This window comes from Paenibacillus sp. SN-8-1, assembly GCF_050995535.1.
GTDB lineage: Bacteria > Bacillota > Bacilli > Paenibacillales > Paenibacillaceae > Fontibacillus.
Map to the genome: position 1 here is coordinate 1,933,809 of NZ_CP194782.1, position 20,097 is coordinate 1,953,905.

Annotated in this window: 25 protein-coding genes and 1 other annotated feature; of the genes, 24 read left to right on the top strand and 1 reads right to left on the bottom strand. The window is 45.6% G+C overall.

Going from position 1 to position 20,097, the window contains the following annotated elements; translation table 11 throughout:
* Positions 1–133 precede the first annotated feature (133 nt).
* Positions 134–361: a binding site (T-box leader), on the bottom strand.
* A 139-nt stretch (positions 362–500) separates the two neighbouring features.
* Complete coding sequence (locus ACRRNK_RS09075; protein ID WP_433946406.1) at positions 501–1,094, top strand: lysostaphin resistance A-like protein; 594 nt, start codon at positions 501–503, stop codon at positions 1,092–1,094.
* Complete coding sequence (locus ACRRNK_RS09080) at positions 1,091–1,480, top strand: hypothetical protein (protein WP_433946407.1); 390 nt, start codon at positions 1,091–1,093, stop codon at positions 1,478–1,480. Before ACRRNK_RS09075 ends, ACRRNK_RS09080 begins: the two co-directional genes overlap by 4 nt.
* Positions 1,481–1,563: 83 nt before the next feature.
* Here the strand turns inward: ACRRNK_RS09080 and ACRRNK_RS09085 are convergent, their stop codons facing one another.
* Positions 1,564–2,472: a polysaccharide deacetylase family protein gene (locus tag ACRRNK_RS09085; RefSeq protein WP_433946408.1), complete on the bottom strand. Its 909-nt coding sequence runs from the start codon at positions 2,470–2,472 to the stop codon at positions 1,564–1,566.
* A gap of 93 nt (positions 2,473–2,565) precedes the next feature.
* On the opposite strand from ACRRNK_RS09085, the gene ACRRNK_RS09090 reads away from it, so the two are divergent.
* From ACRRNK_RS09090 to ACRRNK_RS09195, 22 genes are all read left to right on the top strand, one after another.
* A complete protein-coding gene (locus ACRRNK_RS09090; protein ID WP_433946409.1) occupies positions 2,566–2,901 on the top strand; it encodes a hypothetical protein in 336 nt (111 codons plus the stop codon).
* Positions 2,902–3,181: 280 nt separating this feature from the next.
* Positions 3,182–3,796, top strand: coding sequence for a genetic competence negative regulator (locus ACRRNK_RS09095; RefSeq protein WP_433946410.1), 615 nt, complete (start codon positions 3,182–3,184; stop codon positions 3,794–3,796).
* Between the two features lie 101 nt (positions 3,797–3,897).
* Entirely contained in the window at positions 3,898–4,587 is a 690-nt protein-coding gene (gene prsW / locus ACRRNK_RS09100; RefSeq protein ID WP_433946411.1) for a glutamic-type intramembrane protease PrsW, read from the top strand.
* Between the two features lie 312 nt (positions 4,588–4,899).
* Complete coding sequence (gene ypeB / locus ACRRNK_RS09105) at positions 4,900–6,261, top strand: germination protein YpeB (protein ID WP_433946412.1); 1,362 nt, start codon at positions 4,900–4,902, stop codon at positions 6,259–6,261.
* 122 nt (positions 6,262–6,383) lie between these two features.
* On the top strand, positions 6,384–7,037 hold the full coding sequence (locus ACRRNK_RS09110; protein ID WP_433946413.1) for a flagellar brake protein: 654 nt from the start codon (positions 6,384–6,386) through the stop codon (positions 7,035–7,037).
* A 71-nt stretch (positions 7,038–7,108) separates the two neighbouring features.
* A complete protein-coding gene (locus tag ACRRNK_RS09115; RefSeq protein WP_433946414.1) occupies positions 7,109–7,354 on the top strand; it encodes a hypothetical protein in 246 nt (81 codons plus the stop codon).
* 97 nt (positions 7,355–7,451) lie between these two features.
* Positions 7,452–8,159: a (d)CMP kinase gene (gene cmk / locus ACRRNK_RS09120; RefSeq protein WP_433946415.1), complete on the top strand. Its 708-nt coding sequence runs from the start codon at positions 7,452–7,454 to the stop codon at positions 8,157–8,159.
* Positions 8,156–8,737, top strand: a complete 582-nt coding sequence (locus ACRRNK_RS09125) for a lysophospholipid acyltransferase family protein (protein ID WP_433946416.1) — start codon at positions 8,156–8,158, stop codon at positions 8,735–8,737. The genes cmk and ACRRNK_RS09125 overlap by 4 nt, the downstream gene beginning before the upstream one ends.
* A 132-nt stretch (positions 8,738–8,869) precedes the next feature.
* Positions 8,870–10,117, top strand: a complete 1,248-nt coding sequence (gene rpsA, locus ACRRNK_RS09130) for a 30S ribosomal protein S1 (protein WP_433946417.1) — start codon at positions 8,870–8,872, stop codon at positions 10,115–10,117.
* Positions 10,118–10,370: 253 nt separating this feature from the next.
* On the top strand, positions 10,371–11,693 hold the full coding sequence (gene der, locus ACRRNK_RS09135) for a ribosome biogenesis GTPase Der (RefSeq protein WP_433946418.1): 1,323 nt from the start codon (positions 10,371–10,373) through the stop codon (positions 11,691–11,693).
* Positions 11,694–11,704: 11 nt separating this feature from the next.
* On the top strand, positions 11,705–12,316 hold the full coding sequence (plsY, locus tag ACRRNK_RS09140; protein ID WP_433946419.1) for a glycerol-3-phosphate 1-O-acyltransferase PlsY: 612 nt from the start codon (positions 11,705–11,707) through the stop codon (positions 12,314–12,316).
* Positions 12,306–13,346 carry an NAD(P)H-dependent glycerol-3-phosphate dehydrogenase gene (locus tag ACRRNK_RS09145; protein WP_433946420.1) on the top strand — a complete coding sequence of 347 codons (1,041 nt, stop codon included), beginning with the start codon at positions 12,306–12,308 and terminating at the stop codon, positions 13,344–13,346. Before plsY ends, ACRRNK_RS09145 begins: the two co-directional genes overlap by 11 nt.
* 69 nt (positions 13,347–13,415) lie before the next feature.
* Positions 13,416–13,691, top strand: coding sequence for a stage VI sporulation protein F (locus tag ACRRNK_RS09150; RefSeq protein ID WP_433946421.1), 276 nt, complete (start codon positions 13,416–13,418; stop codon positions 13,689–13,691).
* A gap of 144 nt (positions 13,692–13,835) precedes the next feature.
* Positions 13,836–14,015: a DUF2768 family protein gene (locus ACRRNK_RS09155; protein ID WP_433946422.1), complete on the top strand. Its 180-nt coding sequence runs from the start codon at positions 13,836–13,838 to the stop codon at positions 14,013–14,015.
* Positions 14,016–14,051: 36 nt separating this feature from the next.
* A complete protein-coding gene (locus ACRRNK_RS09160; RefSeq protein ID WP_433946423.1) occupies positions 14,052–14,666 on the top strand; it encodes a hypothetical protein in 615 nt (204 codons plus the stop codon).
* Positions 14,656–15,006: a 2Fe-2S iron-sulfur cluster-binding protein gene (locus ACRRNK_RS09165; RefSeq protein ID WP_433946424.1), complete on the top strand. Its 351-nt coding sequence runs from the start codon at positions 14,656–14,658 to the stop codon at positions 15,004–15,006. Before ACRRNK_RS09160 ends, ACRRNK_RS09165 begins: the two co-directional genes overlap by 11 nt.
* A gap of 127 nt (positions 15,007–15,133) precedes the next feature.
* Positions 15,134–15,787 carry a hypothetical protein gene (locus ACRRNK_RS09170; RefSeq protein WP_433946425.1) on the top strand — a complete coding sequence of 218 codons (654 nt, stop codon included), beginning with the start codon at positions 15,134–15,136 and terminating at the stop codon, positions 15,785–15,787.
* A 385-nt stretch (positions 15,788–16,172) separates the two neighbouring features.
* The gene (gene spoIVA / locus ACRRNK_RS09175; RefSeq protein WP_433946848.1) at positions 16,173–17,651 is read left to right on the top strand and encodes a stage IV sporulation protein A; all 1,479 of its coding nucleotides are present in this window, start codon (positions 16,173–16,175) and stop codon (positions 17,649–17,651) included.
* Positions 17,652–17,865: 214 nt separating this feature from the next.
* Positions 17,866–18,138 (top strand): HU family DNA-binding protein, encoded by a 273-nt coding sequence (locus ACRRNK_RS09180; RefSeq protein ID WP_068617082.1) that lies wholly within the window; start codon positions 17,866–17,868, stop codon positions 18,136–18,138.
* Positions 18,139–18,237: 99 nt separating this feature from the next.
* Positions 18,238–18,468 (top strand): trp RNA-binding attenuation protein MtrB, encoded by a 231-nt coding sequence (gene mtrB, locus ACRRNK_RS09185; protein WP_433946426.1) that lies wholly within the window; start codon positions 18,238–18,240, stop codon positions 18,466–18,468.
* A 156-nt stretch (positions 18,469–18,624) separates the two neighbouring features.
* On the top strand, positions 18,625–19,158 hold the full coding sequence (locus ACRRNK_RS09190) for a hypothetical protein (RefSeq protein WP_433946427.1): 534 nt from the start codon (positions 18,625–18,627) through the stop codon (positions 19,156–19,158).
* A gap of 122 nt (positions 19,159–19,280) precedes the next feature.
* Positions 19,281–20,096 carry a heptaprenyl diphosphate synthase component 1 gene (locus ACRRNK_RS09195; protein WP_433946428.1) on the top strand — a complete coding sequence of 272 codons (816 nt, stop codon included), beginning with the start codon at positions 19,281–19,283 and terminating at the stop codon, positions 20,094–20,096.
* Position 20,097: the final 1 nt, after the last annotated feature.

Below are 20,097 nucleotides of genomic sequence, written 5' to 3' on the forward strand. Positions count from 1 at the left end.
TTCGACAATATTAATTAAAAGGTTCGCCAAAGTTGGCAGAATCCTTAAAATACTCTCTTTAATTCATTATAGCAGCAACGCAACAAAGGGAAAATATAAATAAAAAACCCTCGATCCGCATACTACTACCGTAGTAAGGGACGAGAGTTGATCGTGGTACCACCCTAATTCACTGTACCTTTGCAGGGACAGCCTCAGTTGTCTGGTTAGACAAAATGATAACGGAGTTAATCCGATTACACCTACTTTATTTCAGCGTAATAACTCAGGAGTGCTAAAGATCACATCTCAGCTGCCGGTTTGCAGCAACCACCGGCTCTCTGTAAACTTCAAAGTGACTTTTTTCCTTCAACGTGTTTGACGAACTAATTTTTTCATAATGTATCACAGCCTCTGGAAGGGTGTCAATAGCCGAAGTGAGATCAACTTTGGCCCTCCTTGAATCTCAAGCCGATTTTAGTTATGATTTTTATATTATACTTAAAAGGACAGACACCTTAATGAAAAAATTCAAGTTTGGCAACGTCAAGATCGAGCCTATCGAGCCGGGGCAGCTGAATGAGCGGCTTCTTTTAATTAATTTGTATATTACCCAGGGTCTGGCCTTACTTATTGGTCTTGTTATCTTATTCTTCCAGAAACAAAGCGTCGTGAGTTTGCTTAAATTTCCGAATGATCCCGGTTTTTTTTACTGGGGAGCGGGACTCGCAGGAGTCATGTTCCTTATTGATCTGGTGCTATCCAAAGTCATTCCCGAAGAAAGCATGGATGATGGGGGCATCAACGAGATGCTCTTTAGAACAAGGCCTGTATGGCACATTATCGTAATCGCTGCTTTTGTCGCCATATGTGAAGAGCTTCTTTTTCGCGGAGCTATCCAGCATGCCTTTGGTCCCTACTGGACAAGCATCATTTTTGCTATTATCCATATCAGATATCTAAAACACTGGATTCCGACAGGCTGGGTATTTCTGAGTAGTTATGGACTTGGTTACATTTACATTCATTCAGGAACGTTATGGGCACCTATTTTGTGCCATTTCATCATTGACCTGGTGTCTGGATTGATCATTCGATTTCGGAGGGACAAATGAACGAGCGCTTGAGCAGATTGGAGCGGTACAGCCGCAAGCAGCATGAGAGACGAGCGAATCGGGAAGAAGAGATACAGTTATCTCGTGGAAGAAGGAAAGCGAAGGTAAGGCTGGAAAGAAGTGAGATGCAGCAGATTAAGTCTGAACAGGAGAGAGCATCTGCTGCTGATGGGAAAGTGCCGATCCTTGAGGCACCCAAGGCCGTAATGATTGCAGATGATGAAATCTCGGCGGAGGATATGCCTCCCAGAAGAGAGGTATATCCCTCGCAGAGAATTAAATGGACTAAATGGTTTTACAATTCTTTGGTAATTATTTTCATTGCACTTTTAATCCTGCTGTTCTTTTGGGGTATGCAGCAATCGACCTGGGGAAAGCCGCATTAAGAAACATACGTATAATGATAGAAAAACAACCAGCAAGTCTCCGATCTATTGGAGGCTTGCTGGTTGTTTTTTTTACTCCATTTTTACTTGTTCAAATCAGCGGCAGTCTCTGTGGATATGCTTGCCGGATTCACGAAGCTGTAGCCTTTTTCCTCTAATTTCGTTAATAGCGTATCTAAAGCCTCAACCGTCCAGGGAAGCTCATGCATAAGAATATTCGCCCCCGGATGGAGCTGGTCGAGAACATTTTTAATTACCTTATCCGGGTTACTGTTCTTGTCCTTGTTCTTTAAAGTCCAGTCGAGCGATCCGTTAGACCATGTCATATAGAGGAGTTTATTCTCTTTAGCGACTTTGCGTCCAACATCCCCGCCTTCACCGAATGGAGGCCGGAAGAATACCGGAGTTTCTCCAGTAAGCTCTTTGACGAGCTTTTGAACATCCTCAATTTGCTTCTTCACTTTGGAGAGGGGCTGAGATTTGAGAGAGATGTGATCCCAGCTATGATTACCTATGGGCTGACCCCGGTCGTGAATTAGCTTAAGCAGATCGGGGTTTTCCTTGATACGGTAGCCGTTGACGAAGAAGATGGCTTTGGCTTTATGTTTATCAAGTACATCAATAATCCCATTAATCCATTCCTTGTTCTTAGGACCGTCGTCGAACGTAAGCAGCACGACTTTTTTGTCTATACCGTCTCCATTAGGGACAATATTGTAGACTTTATTCATATGGTATTTAATCTCTGGAACCGTGCTTGTCTGATCTTGTGAGTCACTAGAAGGTACATTTGTCCCAGAACCAATGTCTGATTTATTGTCAGTAGCCTGAGTAGATTGGGAGGCCGCTACTTTGTCCTCGGTTTCCTTCTTTGGCTGGGCCTGGCTGCTAATTTTTTCATTCGAGTCACTCGGGACCTGATCCGTCTTGGGTCCACATGCACTTAAGAGTAAGCATGCTGCAGCTATCACTAGAAGTTTTTTATTTAACAAGGATCTCATCTCGCTTTCTGTAACACACCCGCATGAGTTGGCGGCATTTGGCTAACACTACATACGATTCTAACATACAAGGAGGTGTCTAACGTGAATTCTTCCTCATTTATAGGAGGTCTAATTCTTGGTGCGGCAGGGGCTGTCTGGTTAACAAAGAGAAAATCCCACTTGCTAAGCTCATCTGGATCGCCAATCTTGTCGGGGCTCGCAAAACAAAAAGATGACGGTTCCTCCACAGGAACAACAACCTCATCTTACGGCTCTCTTATGGGCCAGGTGTCTCCCAGTCCAGCGACGGCCAGCTCGAGTCATACGAAGGAATCCAATTTGAACACAATCAAGAGTATTATCAAAGGGAATCCAGGTCTTCACCGTGAGGTGGAACAAATCCTGAAAGAAACGGGCACAGTCATACCTGGTTTGTAACCGGCTTTAACAAAAAAGAATCATTTCCGGCGCCTTCGAGGCTTGAAGGAAATGATTCTTTTTTCATCTACAAACATGGATTCAGCTAAGGCAGAGTACTGAATTTTAACATCTTTAAGATTGAACAGAAATTTAAGGCTCTTTTCTTAAGTTCAATCCGTATATTTGCGTGCATTTGAAGAAAATAAATGATAACATACTTACATAGAACCATTTCCAGCACAACATAAAACAGGTTTCATAATCTGTTGATAACACGGCTTGGAGAGGAGGATCCTGTATGAAAATAGAAAGATTGGGCCAGGATAAGATACGGATTTTCCTCACTTTTGACGATCTTAGCGAGAGAGGCATTCAGAAAGAGGACATGTGGCAGGAAATTCCTAAAGTCCATGACCTGTTTACAGAGATGATGGATCAAGCTTACAGTGAAGTAGGTTTTGACGCCTCAGGACCTCTTGCCGTTGAAGTGTTCGCTCTTCCCGCACAGGGAATGGTCGTCATTGTGACACGGGGGAAATATGAGAATCATCAATTTGGTTCATTGCATGAAGATGAAATGCCGGAAGAAATTTATGAAATGGAAGTCACGCTCGAACTTAGCGATGCCATTGTATATGCATTCAGTGATCTTGAAGCATTGATCGAAGCCGCTCATGTTTTGCAGCCATCGATTACCGAAGCCGGCAGATTATTTAACTATAAAGGGAAATGGATTCTACACTTTGAGCCAGACGATTTAGATGAAGGAAGACACCCTGCACTCATTGCGGTACTAGCCGAGTATGGAGAAGCGACTTCAGTTACTCCTGCAGTGCTTGAAGAATATGGTAAGCTTGTGATGACAGAGAATGCTGTTCGTGTGATTTGCGAGCATTTCAAGCGTCAATCTTAAGCTGTATCAATGGATTACAGATATGCACCGTAAGCGGCGGTTACTTGGGAACCGCCGCTTACGTTAGGTAGGGCGGCGATCAACAAAAGGAGGAGAAGCCGTTGCTTTGGCTTGCTATAGGAACTGCAGCGGTGGCTCCAGGGGTCGCGCTGCTTACCTATTTTTATTTGAAGGATAAGTACGACTCTGAGCCTCTTCATATGGTGATCAAGATATTTCTGCTAGGATTCTTGATCGTTCTGCCGATCATGATTCTGCAGCGGGGAATGACAAGGTGGCTTGGAGATAATTCATTCGTTGAGTCCTTCCTTGTCTCTGCAGGGATTGAGGAACTCATCAAATGGTTCGTTCTGTATCATATGATCTACAATCATATGGAGTTTGATGAACCCTATGACGGAATTGTGTATGCTACTGCGGTCTCCCTGGGATTCGCAACGGTAGAGAATGTAATATACGCTGTTGCATATCATGCCTCAGTAAGCACACTTCTTGTCAGAGCTCTTCTTCCGGTATCGGGACATGCCATGTTTGGCGTTATTATGGGTTACTACTTAGGCCGGTCTAAGTTCTCTGAAGGGGGCAAGGGTCGTAAGTTCTTAATTTTCTCCCTATTTCTGCCTATATTCTGGCATGGGGTGTATGACTGGATTCTTGGTTATACTACGCAATATTGGATTTGGTACATTATTCCTTTGATGGCCTTTCTGTGGTTTGGAGGGATCGGTAAGATGTACCGCGCTAATGACAGGTCTCCGTTCCGGCTTACGGAAGCTGGAGGCAGCGATTAATACAGGAAAGTTTTGGGCACCCTGATCTTAAAGGCGATGTATTCATCCCATTAAGAAAGGGTGCTATTTATTTATGCGCGTTAAAGTGAAAATTATATGTAAAAATTGCGGGGAACGGTTTGTTTTGCGAGGAAAAAAAGAAAGTGGGCGCATTGAGACAGGGTTTAAGATGTGTGTCTGTGATAATACGCATCACTTTGAAATTCAGGAAGAAACGCTCTGAAATCCAAGTCTTCCGAATTCATGCATAAAGCTTCTTTCTTCTTGTCAAACTAATGGCAGTTAATTGAAGAAAGGAGATCGTGAATTTGTATGTACAAGAGATTAAGTGCTGTTCTGTTCCCCATAAGTGCAATCTTGCTAATCGGGGCTCTCATCTGGGGCTATCAAGAGAACCAGGAGAAAAACTCAATCCTGATCAAGGCAGAGAACCAATATCAGCGTGCCTTTCATGATTTGTCCTATCATGTAGATCGTTTGCATGGTGAGATTGGTAATACGCTGGCTGTTCACTCAGCATCTACACCGATGCACCGCAAAGGGCTGATGAATTTATGGCGGATTACCAGCGAAGCACAGAACGAGATCAATCAGCTTCCGCTCACCCTTTTACACTTTAACAAGACAGAGGATTTCCTGTCCAAGATCTCAAAGTTTTCTTACCAGACCGCCAATCGTGATCTTACGAAGCAGCCTTTGACTGATAAAGAGCTCAAGAATCTGAAGGAGCTGTACAAAAACTCCAACGAGATTTCATCCGAAATCCAGAAGGTTCAAGGGAAGGTCATTAACAATCATTTGCGCTGGATGGATGTAGAGACGGCTCTTGCCAGTGAGCATAAGGCACAGGACAACACGATCATCGATGGGTTCAAAACCGTCGACAAAAAGGTCAGTGAGTATCCGGAGCTGGACTGGGGACCTTCCGTGATCAGCATATATAATAAGCGTTCAGTCAAAAAACTGAGCGGAGCTCCTACCACAATGGAACAGATAAAAAAGAAAGCAGCTGACTTTGCCGGTTACACCGACGCATCTAAAGTTCAGGTTACCGAGAATGGTAAAGGAACGGAATGGTCCTCGTTTACGGCTATTGTGCCCGGTAAAACAAAGGGTGACCGGTTATCGATCGACTTTACCAAGAACGGCGGACAAGTGATCGCGTATAACTATACCCGGCAAGTTGGCTCGCGTGCCATTTCGGATGAAGAAGCCCATCGGAGTGCGGCCCATTTCCTTACGGCCAAAGGGTATAAGAACATGCAGGCTATTGTCTACAACCCTTCGGATAACATAGCAAACCTAACTTATGTAACCAAACGCGATGACGTATTCATCTACCCGGAGAAAGTATCCGTTCGTGTTGCGCTCGATAACGGCCAGGTTATTGGACTTCAGTCGAGTGATTATGTATACGAGCATGAGAACATGGCAAAAGTGACGCAGCCTAAGCTATCGTTAGCTCAGGCCCGCAAATATTTGAATACGGACTTCAAAGAGACCTATCACCGTAAGGCTCTTATCGAGAATGAGCAGTCAGAACGTGTGGTGACCTACGAATTTGGCGGCCGCATCAATGGTTCACAGTACCGTATTTTCATTAACGGAAATACCGGTACCGAGGAAGCTGTAGAGGAAATTCGCTCCGGTCGTAAAGCTGCTTCATTGAAATAAGATGTGAACAGGCATTCTTCCTTGTTAGGGAGGATGCTTTTTTTGTGAAGTTATCCTTCACGGCTCCTGCCTCCATGCTATAATGTCAAATAGACAAAAATTCAGTCGGGCGGGTGAACAGGTTGCTTCCTAAAATCAATGATCTTGTATATCTTCAGGTTGCCTCAGAAGTAGAAAAGGAAGATAAAATCGAATACAAATCACGTATTTCCGAAATTGAGGAAGATTCCTTTTTGATTGAGGTGCCCATTCCTGTTAATGGCGGCGGAATGAAGAAGCTGTATATGGGTGATGAATTGTCTGGTTATTTTATTACGGACGAAGGTGTTAAAAATTATTTCAGTACTTACGTGCTTGGCTTTGTAAGCGATAATATCAAGCTGGTTCGTATCCGTAAGCCGGATCCTGAGTCAATCACAAGGGTTCAGCGCCGAAATTTCCTCCGGGTTACCGCTGATCTAGAGGTGGCCGTTAAGACCCAAAGTAACATTAGGTTTGTGGCTCGCACTGAAGATATCGGCGGCGGTGGCTTCTCATTCTATTGCGAGCCACAATACAGCTTGCTTGAGGGGGACATTCTTCATTGCTGGATCCTTCTTCCTTATAAGAACGGTTCGATTGAACACGTTCCCATCGAAGCCGAGATTGTTCGCATGAAGAAGCTTGAGACGGGAAGAAGTCTAGTTATGATGAAGTTTGAGAGCATCTCCGATATGGAGCGTCAGAAGTTGATAAAATACTGCTTTGAACGACAATTTGACTTTCGTAATCGATGATTCAAAAATGTGGATGGATCCCTTCTATTCTGGGTACGGTAATCGTAAATCCAGAGGAGATGAAGGTATTTATGGCCCAGAAAGACATCAAAGACTTTTCACAAGAACAGGAATATGAATCATTGTTTCTGAGCTTTAGTAACAAGGTTCATAAAATATTAATTAAGCTGTTGATTGCTCTGTTGGTCGGCCTTTTTCTGTGTCAAAGTTTGCTTAGAATCCCTTCGCTTAGAAAGGTTCTTTCGTCTGCTGAACATTATGAAGGCAAGCCCTTGCCGCCGCTGCAGGAGCTGCTTGAAAAATTTACCGGCAACTGAACGCTTTTGCATCACCCTATGTTGTGTGGTATAATTTTCACGTCGCAGGCAATGCCTGCTTTTTTAATGAGGCCATTGTTTGAGGAGGAATACCCCGTTGGCAAGTCATAAGTCACACGAGAGCGGGAAAATCAACATCGCAATAGACGGACCTGCTGGGGCCGGCAAAAGCACAATCGCCCGAATGGTGGCTGAAGCTCTTGCTTATGTCTATGTAGACACAGGGGCAATGTACCGGGCAGTTACGTGGTACATGCTTCTCAAAGGAATTGAACCGGAAGAAGAGCAAAAAGTGCTTCAAACGGCTCAAAACATGGTTATTGAATTAAAACCGGGAGTAGATGGCCAGAAAGTGCTGGTTAACGATGAGGATGTTAGTGACCAAATTCGTTCACTCGCGGTGAATGCCAAGGTGTCCCGATATGCGCAAATCGAGGGGCTGCGCAACCTGCTGGTTTCATTGCAGCGGCAAATGGCTTTGCGCAAAGGCGTCGTCATGGACGGTCGCGATATCGGCACTACAGTACTCCCTGATGCGGAAGTTAAAGTTTTTATGACCGCAAGTGTGCAGGAACGGGCACGGCGCCGTTATAATGAAATTAAAGATACGGCTGCCATCACCTTGGAACAGCTTGAGCATGACATTGCAGAGCGGGACCGCCTTGATGAACAGCGTGAGATATCGCCGCTTCGTCAAGCCGAAGATGCCAAATTTCTGGATACAACGAACATGAGCCTGTCTGAAGTTACAGACACAATCATCTCGATGTGCAGAACGTATGGGAAGGAAAGAGGACAGATATGATTTATTACTTAGTTCGCGGGGCGCTTAGGATTATTTACAAGTTTCTATTCAGATTGAAAGGAATAGGACTTGAGAATATTCCGAAGGAAGGCGGCGTGCTTCTTTGTTCCAATCATATCAGTAATTTTGATCCGCCTACGGTAGGTATTCTACTCGACCGCAAAGTACATTTCATGGCAAAAGCGGAGCTTTTCGAGGTTCCCGTACTCGGATGGCTCATTACTCAGCTCGGTGCTTTTCCCGTCAAACGTGGAGGCGTGAGCAAAGAATCGATTAAAACATCTTTGACGTTGCTGCGAAGCGGCAAAGTTATGGGCATTTTCCCTGAAGGACGACGTTCGAGCGCGGGGGAAAGCGGAGTGGCCATGAAAGGCGCTGCAAGTTTTGCGCTCCGCAGTGATGCGGCTGTCATTCCGGCTGCCATTATTGGGAATTATAAATTATTTCGCAGAACTAAAGTAGTTTATGGTGCACCGGTGGATCTATCCGAATTTCGTGAGACATCATCTCCGGATTCGCTCGAACTGGCCACTCAGAAAATTATGCGCCACATAGCGGAGCTTAAGGCCCGCGGATAAAAGACCCGTTTTACGGGCCAAATCATGCATGAACAATAGGAAGTTTTGGAAAGCTACTATATAATGCATGTTTTGAACCACGCTAGCCGCGGGTTTAAATAAATGGGGTTTTGAATTGAGGAGGGTATTGAGATGTCGGAAGAAATCAAAGATCAGCAAGAGAATGCTGAAGTGACAAATCAAGATGAGTTGGAGCAAATCGTGTCCTTGAAAAAAGGTGACACCGTCAAAGGATCTATCGTTAAAGTTGAAGATAACCAAGCTTATGTAAGCATTGGATATAAATATGACGGCGTCATTCCTATTCGTGAATTATCTTCTGTTCACTTGGATAACGCTTCGGATGCTGTTCAGGTAGGACAAGAAGTTGAAGCTAAAGTCGTTAGCATCGATGACGAGAAAGAAAGACTTGTTCTGTCCAAACGTGCAATTGATAGCGAGAACGCTTGGGAAGTGCTGGCACAGCGCTTTGAGAACAAAGAAACATTTGAAGTTACCGTTGCTGATGTAGTTAAAGGCGGCATCGTAGCTGATGTTGGTGTTCGCGGATTCATTCCAGCTTCTATGGTAGAGCGTCATTTCGTAGAAGATTTCAGTGACTACAAAGGTCGCACTCTTCGCGTAAAAGTGAAAGAAATTGACCGTGAGAATAACAAAGTCATTCTTTCCGCTAAAGATGTTCTGGACGAAGAGTTCGAACAAAACAAACAAAAAGTGATGGGCAGCATTAAAGAAGGTCAATTGATCGACGGTAAAGTACAACGACTGACTCAATTCGGTGCTTTTGTTGATGTAGGCGGCGTGGATGGACTTGTTCACGTATCCGAAATCGCTTGGAACCACGTTGACAAACCTTCTGATGTCCTTTCCGAAGGCGATGAAGTGAAAGTTAAAGTTCTGAAGGTTGATCCAGAGAAAGGCAAAATCAGCTTGAGTATTAAAGCTGCTGCACCTGGACCTTGGGAGACTGCTGCAGAACTCTTCAAGACTGGTGACATCGTTAGCGGTGAAGTGAAACGTCTTGTAACATTCGGCGCATTCGTTGAGATCGCTCCAGGGGTTGAAGGTTTGGTTCATATTTCCCAAATCTCCCACAAACATATTGGTACACCTCAAGAAGTACTTAAAGAAGGCGAAACTGTCCAAGTCAAAATCCTTGACGTGAACCCTTCCGAGAAACGGGTAAGCCTGAGCATTAAGGAGACTGAAGAAGCTCCGGCTCAAGAAGCTAAACCGGAAAGAACGGAAAGAAGAGGCGGCGGTGCTGATCGCGTGAATCGTGAGGATATCAACAACAATCCTAACGTATCTCTTAGCAACCAAGGTCTTAGTATTACACTTGGAGAGCGCTTCGGCGATAAGCTGAGCAAACTCAAATAATACATTCTCACCATGAAGAGGAATCGGCGAACTCGTGACGGGTTCGCCGTTTTTTTTATAATTTGAACGGTGTTATCCATGGATTGGTTAGCCAAGCAAGTCATTTTTTGCTATGATGAGTTACGAGTTAGAATATAGATAGGGTTTACGAGATCGTTCTGTTTGGCAAAACTTCATGTAATTAAGGTTCATCACTATATCAGTTTCGCTATAAAGTTAAGCAGGCTTACGTAAACATTTAGGAGGAGTTCATATGGCAAGACCCGTTGTGGCTATAGTTGGTCGTCCAAATGTGGGGAAATCTACAATTTTTAACCGCATTATTGGCGAACGATTGGCCATTGTGGAAGATAAACCGGGGATTACCCGTGACCGTATTTACGGGATTGGGGAATGGAACGGCCAGTCGTTCAGTATTATTGATACCGGAGGTATTGAACTGGACGGGGAAGACATGATTCTCAAGTCGATTCGGATGCAGGCAGAGCTTGCCATCGAGGAGGCGGATGTCATCATTTTTATGTGTGACGCCAAATCAGGATTGACACAGTCGGACGAAGAAGTGGCTGCACTCTTGTACCGTTCAGGCAAGCCCATCATTCTTGCTGTTAACAAGGTGGACAATTTAAGCCGGGCTGACCACATTTATGAATTCTATAATCTTGGTTTTGGAGATCCGATTGGAGTATCTGGCAGCCATGGTACGGGTGTGGGCGATTTGCTGGATGCGATTGTGGAGAATCTGCCTGAGCTTCAGGATGAGGAATACGATGAAGATGTGATCCGGGTCGCGCTGATCGGTCGCCCTAATGTCGGCAAATCTTCACTGGTTAATGCAATTCTTGGAGAAGAACGTGTAATTGTCAGTGATGTGGCGGGTACAACCCGCGACGCGATTGATACTCCTTTCGAGAAGGATGGTCAGCGCTATGTCTTGATCGATACGGCCGGTATGAGAAAAAGAGGCAAGGTGTACGAAACGACTGAGAAATACAGTGTCATGCGTGCAATGAAGGCTATTGAACGTGCGGACGTTGTGCTTATCGTTATTAATGGGGAAGAGGGCATTATTGAACAAGATAAGCATATCGCTGGTTATGCTTACGAAGCGGGCAGAGCCTCAATTTTTGTCGTCAACAAATGGGATGCCGTTGAGAAGGACGATAAGACGATGCATAACTTTGAGAAGAAGATTCGTGATCACTTCTTGTTCATGACGTATGCCCCTGTTGTCTTCCTGTCCGCGCTGACCAAACAGCGTCTTCAGAAGCTGCTGCCAGTGGTTCAACACGTGGCTGAACAGCATGCCAGACGCGTTCAGACACATTTGCTGAACGATGTGGTCTCAGATGCGGTTGCGATTAATCCTCCTCCTACAGACAAAGGACGCAGGATGAGAATTAATTATGTTACTCAAGTGACGGTTAAGCCACCGACCATTGTTGTCTTTGTAAATGACCCGGAATTGATGCATTTCTCTTATGAACGTTATTTAGAGAACAAAATCCGGGCGGCATTTGACTTTGAAGGCACACCGATCCGGTTGTTTACCCGCCGTAAATCGGATGAAGGTTAGGGGAGAGTAGATTGACATCTGTTATTGCTGTAATTATTAGCTATCTGTTAGGTTCAGTCAGCTTTAGCGTGGTGCTGGCCAGAACTTTGAAAGGAATTGATATACGCCAGCATGGCAGCGGGAATGCCGGGGCAACCAATACCCTTCGTGTACTTGGCAAAGGGCCTGCAGTCTTGGTTCTTGTCCTTGATGTACTTAAGGGAATTGCTGCAATCTGGCTTGGACGCTGGCTTGGGGGCGGTTCGGATTGGGTACCGGCCATTTGTGGAATTGCTGCCATCATGGGTCACAACTGGCCAATCTATTTCAGGTTCCGCGGAGGCAAGGGGATTGCTACAACCATTGGAGTGATGGCGTCTCTGGCGTTCCTACCAGCGCTGATTGCGGGTATTATTGCAATCGCGTCAATTGTAATTACCCGGTATGTTTCACTTGGTTCTCTGTTGTTTGTCGGTCTGACGCCTATTTTCTTGCTGATTATGGGAACTCACGGACCTTATTTCTGGACCAGCCTAATTATTTGTGTCTTCGCATTCTGGAGACACCGCACGAACATTGTGAAAATTGCGCAGGGTAAAGAGAACAAACTGGGATCCAAAGGGGGGAGCAGGGTTGTTAAGTAAAGCTGCTGTACTAGTTGCGGGAAGCTGGGGGACAGCCTTAGCTAGTGTTCTTGCAGATAAAGGGATACAGGTATCTCTATGGACACGAAATGAGAAGCAAATGAACGAAATTAACCAGGAGCATAAGAATGAGCGGTTTTTACCGGGTGTCTCCCTTTCGGCCAACATACATGCTACAACGGATATGAGAGAAGCTGTAAGCGGGGCTCAGGCTGTTATTATGGTGACACCATCTTCTGCTGTACGTGAGGTATCTAGACAGTTAAAGCAATATTGGACTGAAGATATGCTCGTCGTTCATGCTACCAAAGGATTCGAGACTGAGTCGCTGAAGCGAATCTCTACTGTCATCTCCGAAGAGCTTGGATGCGAGGAAGGACATATTGTTGTTCTGTCTGGACCAAGCCACGCAGAGGAAGTCGTCAAACGTTGCCCTACGACTGTCGTGGTCGCTTCTTTGGAAGAAGAGCAGGCGAGGCGTGCTCAGGATTTGTTTATGAACAGTTTTTTTCGAGTGTATACCAACCGGGACATGGTCGGAGTTGAGCTAGCTGGAGCTTTGAAGAATATTATTGCTTTAGGTGCAGGCATGTCGGACGGACTTGGATACGGGGATAATGCGAAAGCGGCTCTTCTTACACGGGGGCTTGCCGAGATTACTCGTATTGGTGTAGAGATGGGGGCTAATCCGCTCACCTTCTCAGGACTTGCGGGTATTGGTGATTTAGTTGTAACCGCAACAAGTCAACACAGCCGTAATTGGCGTGCCGGATCGCTTCTTGGCCAAGGCAAACCGCTGCAGGAAGTTCTTGAATCGATGGGAATGGTAGTAGAAGGTATACGGACAACGAAGGCAGCTCACACCATGTCTGAGAAATATGGCGTGCAGATGCCGATTGCAACTCAGCTCTATCATGTTTTGTTTGAAGATATGCCAGCCAAGACGGCTGTTGAAGCTTTGATGGGCCGGGACAGAAAGACGGAAATGGAAGTCATGTCCCAGGAAACCTGGGAGCAGTGGCATACCTAAATGATGCCCACACCTTTTCTGTGCACAAGTCATACATTAAGTGTGACGACTGCCGGAGGAGGGGAGAACTTGAACAAAAACATTTCTAAAGAAGCTCTGAATGCGATCAATAAGAAGACGGGAAAGCCGATAACGGAGAATGCAGTGAAGAAGCTCGCGAGTACCGTCAAGCCTTCTACACTTCAGAGTGAGACGCAGCTGCGGCAACTGATTAAGCAGGTATCAGCTATGGCAAATGTACCCGTATCTGAGGCAACAATTTCTGAAATTGTTGGAGCTGTTAAGAAAAGTGGAATGAACCCTAGCAATATGGAAGCTCTCATGAAGTTAATGCTCAAAAAATAAAACGGCTGCATTCCTTTTTTAGGTTGAGAAGACCCGTGCCCGGTTTAACATCCGGGAGGGGTCTTTTTTAGTGTGTCGTAGCCCTTTTTTTTGGACAATGCTATAATGTTGTTCATAATAATGACAATGGGGGAACTAGCGCGCATGGATGCAATGACCAAAATGTGGCTCTCTATTGCGGCCATTCTTGTTATGGGATTGTCCGTATTTCTGATTACTTTTGCACGCGCCAAGACAAAGGGTCTGGTTAGAGGGTTGCTTTCTTTAATTGCTTTTATTATTATGCTTGCAGGTTTCTTGGTAGGAGTCGTGTCCATCACTTAGAGGGCAGACAAGCATTCACTAGAAAGAGGTAGAGTGATGGAGGGATTAAGATATGCTCACAATCCGGAGTTGTTTGGTGCCCTTCGCAGGTTATCATTGGAGTGGGAGAATAGCCGGCAAAGCTGGCTTGTTGGTGGAAGCTGCGGACTTTGGCTGCAAGGTGTAGAGCTGGACAATGCGCCAAGGGACATTGATGTGTATACGGACCTTTCTGAGGCTCACGTGCTTCACGAAATTCTGCTGCCCCGATCCATTGATAAGCAAGTCTTTGATGAAAGTGGAATATATGTCTCTCTCTTAAGCCATTATCAAATGGGACCATACGTGCTTGAATTGGTTGGAGGATTTGAGGTAAGGACAGAGGGGAGCCACTACAGGGTTGAGATTGGGAATCTACTGTATGGACAAGCCCCTTCAGTTCAACTGGATACCGAGCGGCTTAGATTAATGCCATTAAGTCACGAATTCTTGTTCAATGTGCTTCGGGACAGACCGGACCGGTATGTGCCTATTGGAGAAACAATCTCCCTCCATGCAGAGAAACATCTTCCCCTGCTTCAGAGCCTGATTACGCGAAATGTTTGGTCACAGAAGCACTTACACGTTATTTCCAGTCAGCTGGGTGAGCGAGGCATTCTTGATGGATTATGAGATCAAATTTGAACCCGCAGGTAAGAAGGTTAAGGTGCGGCGGGGAACTACGGTGCTGGCTGCAGCTCGTCAGGGACGGATTCACATTGCAACAAGGTGCGGCGGGAATGCCGGATGCCTTATGTGTAAAGTCAAATTGCAGGATCCAAGTCAGGCTGGACTATCTTCCCCTACTGAAGCTGAGCGGCGTAAGCTTGGCTCTATGATCGATGATGGAGCAAGGCTGGCCTGCCAGGCCAAAGTTACAGGTCAGGCAGTGGTTGTACTGCCGGAAGATCCTCTTAAAGCGGCCATCCGCAAGCAGTTGGAGAAGCAGCAAAAAGAGGACGAATTATGGTAAATGTGACAATATTCATATTAGCGGATAAGGATGAGATTGCTTGAACAACAAAACTGTACGGTCTATTTCGCGAATGGGTGCTGTTATTCTCACTTGCGCTTTTCTTATGAGTATATTGGGAGGATGCATGTATCCAAGAGAGGGCCGAGGTAATCAGGTATCATACCGTGAAAGCGTGAACCGTCTGCAGCTTGCTGTAGACCAATTTCAGAAGGATCAGGGCATCCTTCCGATCCTGAATGCGGACGAGTCGACACCAAGGTTCGAGAAGTTCAGAATCGATCTGGATAAGCTGAATAAAATGGGATATATTGATGAGATCCCCACTACAGCTTTTGAACAAGGAGGGTCTGCCTACTTCTTGATCCTTGATGAAGAGACAAAGCCAGTTGTGAAAGTCATGGAACTGACCACGGTACAGAAGGTCAATGATATTCAGCGTGCTGTTGATAAGTATAAGAGCAGTCATCAAGGTAAGCTGCCCGCTGGGAAGGAGCTGTACCCGGGCATTTACTCGGTTGATCTAAAGGCGATTAACAGTGAATCGCTCATCTGGACAAGCTTTTATTCCGGGCAGGAGTCAGATTACCTTCTAGATCCAAGCGGGCAGGTGTACGTAGACTACGCTCTGGATATTATGCAGGCCATAGAGAAGTCTGGTGTCACCCCGGATGCTGATACAGATCTTAGAACTTTGCTGCTTGCGAATTCTTACTTTGTACCTGTCAAATCCCTGCCCTACCGCTGGCAGAATAAGCAGCCTGTTGCTGTAAGCCAATAAAGGACCCGATAGGGTCTTTTTTTTATTCTAAAGTCTCCTAATTGACGTCATATAATCTATAGATTCACATACATATACAATATGGCGGATTTTCCGGTGATCGTGGTCTAAACCATTTGTACCGGAGCATAAATTATTCTAGGCATTCTTTATATCTGTCATATTTCCGCTTCTGGTACATATGATGGTACTAGTCCTAAAGCATGTACGAGTTCACGCCGCTTCGTTCCTATATCTCCAAACAGGCTTCTGGCGGCGGACACGGGTAGGGGCAACAACAGTACTCTGCCGTTGCAAATCATTAATCACCTAAGTGAATAACGAAGCGGATGCTCTCAAAAGCATTTTTCCTTCGGCGAAATTTGAGGAGGGGATTTCATTGGCACTGGAAAAAGTAGATATTTTCAAGGACATAGCCGAGCGTACAGGAGGGGACATTTACCTGGGTGTCGTTGGAGCAGTTCGTACAGGTAAATCAACCTTTATTAAGAGGTTTGTAGAAACGGTAGTCCTGCCTAACATCACTAACGAGGCTGACCGCGTGCGTGCAATCGACGAGCTTCCGCAGAGCGCTGCGGGGAAGACAATTATGACAACAGAACCGAAATTTGTCCCGAATAACGCAGTTCAAATTAAGGTGGACGAAGGTCTGGAAGTGAACGTACGCCTTGTCGATTGTGTTGGCTATGCTGTAGAAGGGGCGAAAGGGTATGAGGACGAAAATGGTCCCCGTATGATCTCGACGCCATGGTTCGAGGAACCAATTCCTTTCCAGGAAGCCGCTGAAATAGGCACACGAAAGGTAATTCAGGAACACTCTACCTTGGGTGTGGTTGTCACCACGGATGGAACAATCGCAGATATCCCTCGCTATTCCTATGTGGAGTCCGAGGAGAGGGTCATTGCTGAACTCAAGGAAGTCGGCAAGCCGTTTGTGCTTATCATAAATTCAACCCGGCCTCGCAGTGAAGAGGCTCTTCAGCTTCGGAGCGAGCTCGCAGCGAAGTATGACATTCCAGTGCTCACGCTCAGCGCAGCAACCATGACAGAGGAAGATGTAACCGGTGTTCTTCGTGAGGTACTGTACGAGTTCCCTGTACACGAAGTGAATGTGAATCTTCCAAGCTGGGTTATGGTGCTGAGTGAGAACCACTGGCTGCGCAGCAATTATGAGAACTCTGTACGTGACACCGTCAAGGATATCCGTCGTCTTCGGGATGTGGACCGGGTTGTAACGAATTTCCTCGAATATGACTTCATTGATCGAGCCGGACTTAGCGGCCTGAATATGGGTCAAGGGGTTGCCGAGATTGACTTGTTCGCTCCGGATGAACTGTATGATCAAATCCTGACAGACGTTGTGGGTGTAGAGATTCGCGGTAAAGATCATTTGCTGCAGCTTATGCAGGAATTCACCCATGCGAAAAGAGAATATGACCGCTTCGCAGAAGCTCTGGAAATGGTCAAAACAACCGGGTACGGAATTGCGGCTCCATCGCTTGCGGAGATGGCTCTTGATGAGCCTGAGCTGATCCGTCAAGGCTCCAGATTTGGAGTGAGGCTCAAGGCTACCGCCCCTTCCATCCATATGATTCGTGTGGATGTAGAGTCTGAATTCTCACCGATTATCGGTACAGAGAAACAGAGTGAGGAACTTGTGCGTTATCTCGTACAGGATTTCGAGAGTGATCCAATCAAAATATGGGAATCTGATATCTTCGGAAGATCCTTGCATTCCATTGTGCGGGAAGGTATTCAGGGCAAGATTGCTTTGATGCCGGACAATGCGCGCTACAAATTACAGGAAACACTGGGGAGAATTATTAACGAAGGCTCAGGCGGCTTGATTGCCATTATTTTGTAACAATGAGAATTATGACCGGCCAAGGTCTGACTTGGGCGGTTTTTTTCTATGAAAGGGCCTTGGAAACCAGCGAAAACCCTTAAATACCTTGAAATTCTGCTTTAGGTGTATTACTATAAGTTTGTTCTTCCGAAGATTAACGTATATTTTCGGTCAAAACGGAAACAAAGTATAGCAGAGAAGCAGTTATTCCTTTTCGGGGAGGTGAAACAGGATGAATAAATCTGACTTGATCGCACAAGTGTCTGAATCTACGGAACTGTCCAAAAAGGACGTTACTAAAGCCGTTGACGCTGTATTTGAAGCGATTTCAGAAGCACTTCAAAATGGAGATAAAGTACAACTGGTGGGCTTCGGTAACTTTGAAGTTCGTGAACGTTCCGCACGTAAAGGACGCAATCCACAAACCGGAGAGGAAATCGAAATCCCTGCGAGCAAAATCCCAGCATTTAAACCGGGTAAGGCGCTCAAAGACGGAATCAAATAAGATTTCTACATATTTCTTCCGTTACCAAAGACCGTGAGCATTTGTTCACGGCCTTTTCTTTTCGAGGGCAAGGCAATTTGAAGTGGGAGGTGCTATTAAGTGGACGAACAAAACGTGAGCAATGGGGACTACTTTGTGGTTAAAGCCAAAGAGCAGGGGGTTCAAGTCATTGGACTTACCCGTGGAAGAGATACCCGATTCCATCATACGGAGAAGCTGGATAAGGGCGAAGTTCTGATTGCCCAGTTCACAGATCATACCTCAGCTGTCAAAGTTCGCGGCAAAGCGATCGTCATGACCAAGCACGGTGTAATTGATACGGAAGAATAAACCGCAGGCGCTGCCTGCTTTTTTCATACATAAAGTTATGCTCAGCAAAATGATTATAGGCGTTCTTCCTGACGCCTGGACTGTATAGAATGAGGTATGGACCCTGAATGTACTTGCCATAATGCAGGCGCATGAACTGTAGAGGGGGAGGATACCTTGAGAAGATGGACACCAATCATAGCTGCATTCATTGTGACATTAACCACTGTGTTTGCCATGGCCGTATTGACATCACATGGGAATACATGGAGCGGTTCTAAAGCATACAGTGCCTTTGCTGATAAAAAGCTGGTTGATCTTACGGAAAATAACCTTGTAGATGAGCTTTCAAGGCTCCCAATATCTGTACGATTGGCAAAAGTTAACCTGAATCAATCGATCCTCTCGGTTGATTTGAAGATCGGAGATGAGAGCTACCAGCCTTCGGTGCTGTATCTGAATATGGCCGAGCTGATTCGGTTCTCATTTGAGAGAACGAGTAATGTGAGCCAGCTCTTAATCCGGCTGGTTGCCGAAGATAAGTGGGTAGGTACAAAGTATTTGCTGCTTGCCTCAGATGTACGCAGGGGAGAGTGGCCACCGTCAGCTTTGGATGATTTGGAGAACTTAGGGAATCATGCATTGACTGATGAGCTGAAGCATTACTTCCGATTCACGGTAACAAGCTTATGGAGGAACCGGTTTGAGTGAAATTGCTGGGTTTCCTCCCGCTTCAGCTTAACTCCGTGCGTGCCGAAACAACATATGCTATAATATATTGGATTGTGACATGTAATTAGGCATCGTCAGTATGAGCGGCTCGGAGGACACGGATGAGAACCTATCGCATACCTGAATTAGCAAAAAAATACGTCAACTATGACATGATAACGACTCATACGGAGCTGCCGCCTTTTGCGAACGCCCGTGTTCGTTTGCTTTACACCTTTTTAAGCGGTCAAGAAGGCTATACGGAATCAGAGGTCGAGAATATAGCCTTGGCTGTATATCTTGTTCAGCTAGGTATGGATACCCATGACCTAATTGATGCCGAACCGGTTCGCAAGGAGGAGAGCCTGATGCGCTCCCGTCAATTAAATGTGCTGGCCGGAGATTACTTTAGCAGTCTATTCTATGAACTGCTTGCCAGTGCGGGGCGGACTGAGTTGATCTCCAAGCTTAGTTCCTCTGTATGTGAAGTGAACCGTAAGAAAGTGAATTTGTATACAAAGATGCTGCAATCAAATCTATCATCTGAGGACTTTTTCCAGAGCCAGGTAGAACTCAATATGGAACTCTACTTGCCTTTAAGTTCACTGCTTGATGAGGCGCATCAACATATCTGGTTAAAGCTGCTTCATGAAGTCAGCCGATGCGAGGTGGCCACGGTCCATTTGAACAGTGCGGCAGCATTACGTTCTGCGGCAGTGGGGTCTTCGATAGTCCATGAGAAGGTGGTGCGCGATTCGGGGAATCTTTTGTTATCTGAACAGGGATTTTTTGATTGGTTAACAAGCGAACTGCAGCTGTCGTTGGACCGGATTCAACAGTTAATATTAGATTTGCAGGGCGAAGGTCTTCGGCAAGAGCTGAGTGAGCTGACACAGCCTTTTCTATCTGTTCTAAGTTTATCGAAGCCTGTTTTATAAG